The organism is Acidovorax sp. KNOB132 (assembly GCF_057541515.1).
In genome coordinates, this window is the sequence record NZ_BAAJYT010000231.1 from 1 (window position 1) to 5641 (window position 5641).

Sequence of the window (5641 nt, forward strand, 5' to 3'; positions counted from 1 at the left end):
CCCGGCGGCGGCCGGCTCGCCCATGTGCGTCGCGGTGATGCAGCCCAAGCTGTGCGCCACCAGCACGACCGGGTGCGGCGCCTCCAGCACGGTGCGCTCCAGCGCCGCCACCCAGGCGCCGCGCGGGCGTGACCCAGTCGTCCTGCACCACGCGCCGTGCGCCGGGCAGCCGCTCCGCCCACAGGCTCTGCCAGTGGCCGGGTCCGGAATCGCGCCAGCCCGGGACGATGACCACCGAGACCGGGCTGCCCGCAGCGGTGCGTGCGGACGGGGCCGCCTGCGGCGCTGCGCCGTCGAGCCGGCCGACCGGCCGCCCGGATGCGGACAAAGACGTGGGTGCGCTGCTGCTCATGGCCGGCGGGGCACGGTGGCCAGGGGATGGAACAACGGAAGGATTCGAACCCCACAGGAGGTGCGGAACGACAGTGCAGTGGCCATGGAACAGGCTCCTCAACGGTGGATGCGGCCCATTCTGCGATTCCGCCCTTAAAACCCAAACGAATATATTCTTTTGAATTAATCGCGAATTGATCTTAAGAAGCGATCGATGCGGCGCTGCCGAGGCCCTCGGTATCGGATGCCGGCGCCGCCGTCGTCGCGCCTTGCAGCGTCTCGCCCAGAAAGTCCAGAAACCGCCGGACCGCGGGCGTCAGGCCGCGGCGGGAGGGAAACACCGCGTGCATCACACCGCGCTCCGGGGCCCAGTCAGGCAGCAGATGCACCAGCCGGCCACTGCGCAGCTCGTCCTGGCACATGTAGTCGGGCAGCCAGCAGATGCCCACGCCGCCCTGCGCGGCCAACTTGAGCGTGAGCAGGTCGTCGGCCACATAGCGCGGGCTGTGCTGCCACACGGCCTCCTGCCCTCCGGGGCCCACCAGCCGCAGCGAAGCACGGCCGTCGGCGGCGGACATGGCGATGCTGTCCATGCGTGACAGTTCCTCCAGCGTGTGCGGTGTGCCCTGGCGCGCCAGCTGCGCGGGGCTGGCGACCAGCAGCAGGTCGCCCTCGCCCAGCCGCTTGATGACCATGCTGCCGCTGTCGTCCAGCTTGGCCCGCACGCGCAGCGCCACGTCGACCCCCTCCTCCACCAGGTTGACCACGCGGTTGCTCACCTGGATCTCCACCCGCACGAGCGGATACCGCGCCATGAACACCGGCATCATCTCGCCCAGCAGGGTCTGTGCGATCGTGACGGGGCACACCACACGGATCGTGCCGCGCGGCTCGGCCTGGACGTGGGCCACCGTGTCGGCCGCCGCCTGCGCCGATTCGCGCATGGCCTGGCAGTGGCGCAGATAGGCCTCGCCCACCTCGGTGAGCGACAGCTTGCGCGTGGTGCGCTGCAGCAGCCGCACGCCCAGGTGTGCCTCCAGATCGGAGACGCGGCGCGACAGGCGCGACTTGGGGATGCCGAGCGCCCGGCCCGCGGCGGCGAATCCACCGCGCTCGACCACCTCGGCGAAATACAGCATGTCGTTGAGATCTTGCACCGTCATCCCTCGCAGATTGTTCCACCCATAGAACAATCTATCGCAAAGTGACCTGCTTATCAATCAATGCGCTCATCTGCACAATCTATCCAACGCTGCACACCGGGTGCGGCCCCCATCTTGAGGAGAACCTTCCATGCAACTGCTGCACATCGATTCCGCCATCACCGGCGAACAGTCCGTCTCGCGCCAACTCACCGCCCGCACCGTGGCGGCGTGGGTCGAGGCCCATCCCGGCACGCAAGTGCAGCACCTGGACCTGGTCGCCCAGGCACCGGCCCATTTCACGATGGAGGCCATGGCGCCGCGCACCGGCCAGACCGAAGGCCTGAGTGAAACACAGCGCCGTGAAAACGCCGTGTCCGAACAACTGGTGAGCCAGTTCCTGGCGGCCGATGTGATCGTGGTCGGCGCGCCGCTCTACAACTTCGGCGTTCCCACGCAGCTCAAGGCCTGGATCGACCGCATCGCCCAGCCGGGCCGCACGTTCACCTACACCGCCGCTGGCCCGCAGGGCCTGGCCAAGGGCAAGACGGTGATCGTCGCCTCCAGCCGCGGCGGTGTGTATTCGACGAGCGATGCCGGCCGCGCCATGGAACACCAGGAGAGCTACCTGCAGACCGTGTTCGCCTTCTTCGGCATCACCGACGTGCGCTTCGTGCGCGCCGAAGGCGTGGCCATGGGACCGGACGCCAAGTCCAAGGCCCTGGACAGCGCGGATTCCGACATCCGGGCACACGTGGCGCAATCCCGCCAGGAAGCCGTGGCCGAAGCCGCCTGATCCACCGGACAACTGCGCAGTCACCAGAAAGCCGGCCTTGCGCCGGCTTTTTTGCGTGCGCCGCAAGGCGCCTACAGCGCACGCGTCCAGGTCTCGCCCACCAGGGACTGGCCGTAGGCGGTGTAGGGTTCCGAGGCCACGAGCGTGAAGCCGCGCTGCGCATACAGGTGGCGGGCCGCGGCCAGGCAGCTGTTGGTCCACAGCGTCATCTCCGCGTAGCCCTGGCCCCGCGCGAAGGCGATGCACTCGTCCACCAGCCGGCCGCCCAGTCCCATGCCCCGAGCCTGGGGCGCCAGGATCAGCATGCGCAGCCGGGCGGTGGTGTCGGACTCGCGCACCACGAAGGCCGCCCCCATGCGTTCGCCGTCGACCTCGGCGATCCAGCACCGGTCGAACCCGGGCTGGAATTCGCGCACGAATCGCGCGGCGATCTCGGCCACCATGGCCTCGAACGACTGGTTCCAGCCGTATTCGCGCCAGTAGACTTCGCCATGCATCTGCACCACCCAGCCCATGTCACCGGGCACCGGGTCGCGCAGCACCACGAGGCGGGGGCGGCTGGCCGGTTCGGGAGACAGCAGCGTCTCCAGGCGCTGCATGGCGGCCAGCGCGTCGGCCTGCTGCGTGGGCGACAAGCGCGCCAGGATTGCCGCCGCCTCGTCGCGCGAGCGCTGCTGCAGTGGGGCGAACGCGGTGTGTCCGGCGTCGGTCAGGCGCAGCAGGCTCTGGCGCGCATCCTTTGCGCCCGGGCGGCGCTCCAGCCAGCCGGCCTTCTCGAACCGGCGCAGGATGCGGCTCAGATAGCCGGCGTCCAGGCCCAGGTCCCTGGCGATGTCGGTGGCGACAGGCTCGGTGCGGTGGGCCAGCTCGTAGAGCACGCGCACGTCGGTCAGGGACAGGTCGCTGCCCAGATAGGCGTCGAGCACGCCGATGCGGCGCGTGAAGAACCGGTTGAACTGCCGAAGCGCCTTGACCGCGGCCGCGGGGACGGGCACAGGCGCGGGAGCGACCTGGGGATCTGACGCCATTTTCATTTGCCTTCATCAAACAATTGGTTGACTTTAGCAATCAATAACGCGAATGGCAAATAAAAAAGTCCGGCCACCCATCACAGTGGGGCCGGACTGGAGGCGCTGAAAACCAGCGGCTGGTCAGAGCTTGGCGTGCTGCTTGACCCAGGCCACGTACTTCTCGACCCAGCCCTGCAGGAACTGGCGGCTGGCCTCGCCGATGTTGCCGTCGTCATCGAACAGGCCATCCTTGGCTTGAACGAAGGCTTCGGGCTGGCCCAGCGTGGGCACGTCGAGGTAAGCCAGCACGTTGCGCAGGTGCTGCTGGGCCATGGCCGTGCCGATGGCGCCGATCGATACCCCGATCACGCCGGCCGGCTTGCCGCCCCAGGCGCTCTGCCCATAGGGGCGGGATGCGTGGTCCAGCGCGTTCTTGAGCACGCCGGGAATCGACCGGTTGTATTCGGGCGTGACGAACAGCAGGCCCTGCGACTGGGCGATCTCGGTCTTCAGGCGCAGCACGGCGGGAGCCGGATGGGCGTCGTCGTCCTGGTTGTACAGCGGCAGGTCGTCGATGCGCAGCTGCGTGAAGTGGAAGTGCGGCGGTGCGAGCCGGGCCAGCGCCGTGGCCAGCTTGCGGTTGAACGAGTCCTTGCGGAGACTGCCGACGATGACGGCGATCTGGTATTGGTCCATGAGCACTCCTTGTGAAACAGCCAAAAGACGGGACGGCGCGGGGCCGCAACGGGCCATGATAGACACGGCCTGCGGCGTTCCAGCGCTGCGCTCGGCGCCTTCAGGGCCCGCTTTCGAGGAACGCCAAAACGCCATTTGCTATTATTTTTGTAGCTATATGCCCTAGTATTGATTGCGCTCGCGCCCTTTTCAAGCTAAACACCCCCGGCGCTGCAGCGCAGCATCCGGGGGTGCGGGGTCTGGCGCAAACGCGCGCTTGTCCTACCCGGCGCGGCGCTGGCCGGCGAGGCGGCGCACCACATGCACCAGCCGGTCGATCTCGTCGAACGTGTTGTAGAACGCGAGCGACGGCCGCACGGTGGTCTCCACGCCGAATCGCCGCAGGATGGGCTGCGCGCAGTGGTGTCCGGTGCGCACGGCGATGCCTTCGTCGTTCAGCGCCTTGCCCACTTCCTCGGTCGAGTAGCCGGCCAGCACGAACGACATCACGCTGGCCTTGTCGTCGGCCGTGCCGATCAGCCGCACGCCCAGGATGGCGCGCAACTGCTGCATGCCGTACACCAGCAGCTCGTGCTCGTAGCGCGCGATGTTCTCGATGCCCACGCGGTTCACGTAGTCGATCGCCGCGCCCAGGCCCACCGCGTCGGCGATGTTGCCCGTGCCGGCCTCGAACTTGTTCGGGATCGGCTGGAACACGGTCTTCTCGAACGTCACGTCGGCAATCATGTTGCCGCCACCCTGCCACGGGGGCATGTCTTCGAGCACTTCGCGCTTGCCCCAGACCACGCCGATGCCGGTCGGCCCGAACACCTTGTGGCCCGAGAACACGAAGAAGTCCGCGCCGATGTCCTGCACGTCCACCCGCATGTGCGAGACCGACTGCGCGCCATCGACCAGCGCCTTCGCGCCCGCACGGTGGGCCAGCGCCACGATCTCCTTGACCGGCACCACGGTGCCCAGCGCGTTGGAGACCTGCGTGACGGCGACGATCTTGGTGCGGTCGTTCAGGAGCTTCTGGTATTCATCGAGCAACACCTGGCCGGAGTCGTCCACCGGAATCACGCGCAGCCTCGCCCCCTTGGCGGCAGCGAGCTGCTGCCAGGGCACGATGTTGGCGTGGTGCTCCAGATGGCTGACGATGATCTCGTCGCCCTCGCCCACGTGCTGGCCGCCCCAGCTCTTGGCCACCAGGTTGATGGCCTCGGTGGTGCCGCGCACGAAGATCACCTCGTTCACGTCGGGCGCGTTGATGAACGTCTTCACGCGCTGGCGGGCGCCTTCATAGGCGTCCGTGGCGCGGGCGGCGAGTTCATGCGCCGCGCGGTGGATGTTCGAGTTCTCGTGCGCGTAGAAGTGGCTGATGCGGTCGATCACCGCCTTCGGCTTGTGCGTGGTGGCCGCGTTGTCGAACCACACCAGCTGGCGGCCGTTCACGCGCTCGGACAGCACGGGAAAGTCGCGCCGGATGGCGTGCACGTCGAACGGCGGGTGCTGCCCCTGGCCTGCCAGCGGCACCGTACCGTGCGGCGCGGGCTTGGCCGGGGTGACATGGCCGCTGGGCAGCACCACCGCGTCGACGAAGTAGAACTTCGGATCGGACGACGGCGCAGCCGCCAGGCCGGCCGGTGCGGCCGGGGCGTGGCCCGCATGCGCAGCCTGCGGCT

Annotated in this window: 5 protein-coding genes and 1 pseudogene; 1 reads left to right on the forward strand and 5 read right to left on the reverse strand. The window is 68.3% G+C overall.

Annotated features, from left to right (window positions below; genetic code table 11):
• Positions 1-235, reverse strand: a pseudogene (locus tag AC27IO_RS19620) (RBBP9/YdeN family alpha/beta hydrolase); the annotation flags it as partial.
• A 298-nt stretch (positions 236-533) separates the two neighbouring features.
• Complete coding sequence (locus AC27IO_RS19625; protein WP_498740304.1) at positions 534-1490, reverse strand: LysR substrate-binding domain-containing protein; 957 nt, start codon at positions 1488-1490, stop codon at positions 534-536.
• 136 nt (positions 1491-1626) lie between these two features.
• Between AC27IO_RS19625 and AC27IO_RS19630 the strand changes: the two genes are divergently transcribed.
• Positions 1627-2271 carry an FMN-dependent NADH-azoreductase gene (locus AC27IO_RS19630; protein WP_317357909.1) on the forward strand — a complete coding sequence of 215 codons (645 nt, stop codon included), beginning with the start codon at positions 1627-1629 and terminating at the stop codon, positions 2269-2271.
• A 71-nt stretch (positions 2272-2342) separates the two neighbouring features.
• On the opposite strand, the gene AC27IO_RS19635 is transcribed toward AC27IO_RS19630, so the two are convergent.
• The 3 genes from AC27IO_RS19635 to AC27IO_RS19645 form a co-directional block, all read right to left on the reverse strand.
• Positions 2343-3299 (reverse strand): bifunctional helix-turn-helix transcriptional regulator/GNAT family N-acetyltransferase, encoded by a 957-nt coding sequence (locus tag AC27IO_RS19635; protein ID WP_498740299.1) that lies wholly within the window; start codon positions 3297-3299, stop codon positions 2343-2345.
• A 123-nt stretch (positions 3300-3422) separates the two neighbouring features.
• Positions 3423-3977, reverse strand: a complete 555-nt coding sequence (locus AC27IO_RS19640; RefSeq protein WP_498740300.1) for an NADPH-dependent FMN reductase — start codon at positions 3975-3977, stop codon at positions 3423-3425.
• Between the two features lie 261 nt (positions 3978-4238).
• A partial coding sequence (locus AC27IO_RS19645; protein WP_498740302.1) for a family 2A encapsulin nanocompartment cargo protein cysteine desulfurase occupies positions 4239-5641 on the reverse strand: 1403 nt, incomplete at its 5' end.

Bases quoted from the DNA above. Each gene is read 5' to 3' on its own strand.
- AC27IO_RS19640 (WP_498740300.1), bottom strand. From the start codon at position 3,977: ATGGACCAATACCAGATCGCCGTCATCGTCGGCAGTCTCCGCAAGGAC.
- AC27IO_RS19635 (WP_498740299.1), bottom strand. From the start codon at position 3,299: ATGGCGTCAGATCCCCAGGTCGCTCCCGCGCCTGTGCCCGTCCCCGCG.
- AC27IO_RS19630 (WP_317357909.1), top strand. From the start codon at position 1,627: ATGCAACTGCTGCACATCGATTCCGCCATCACCGGCGAACAGTCCGTC.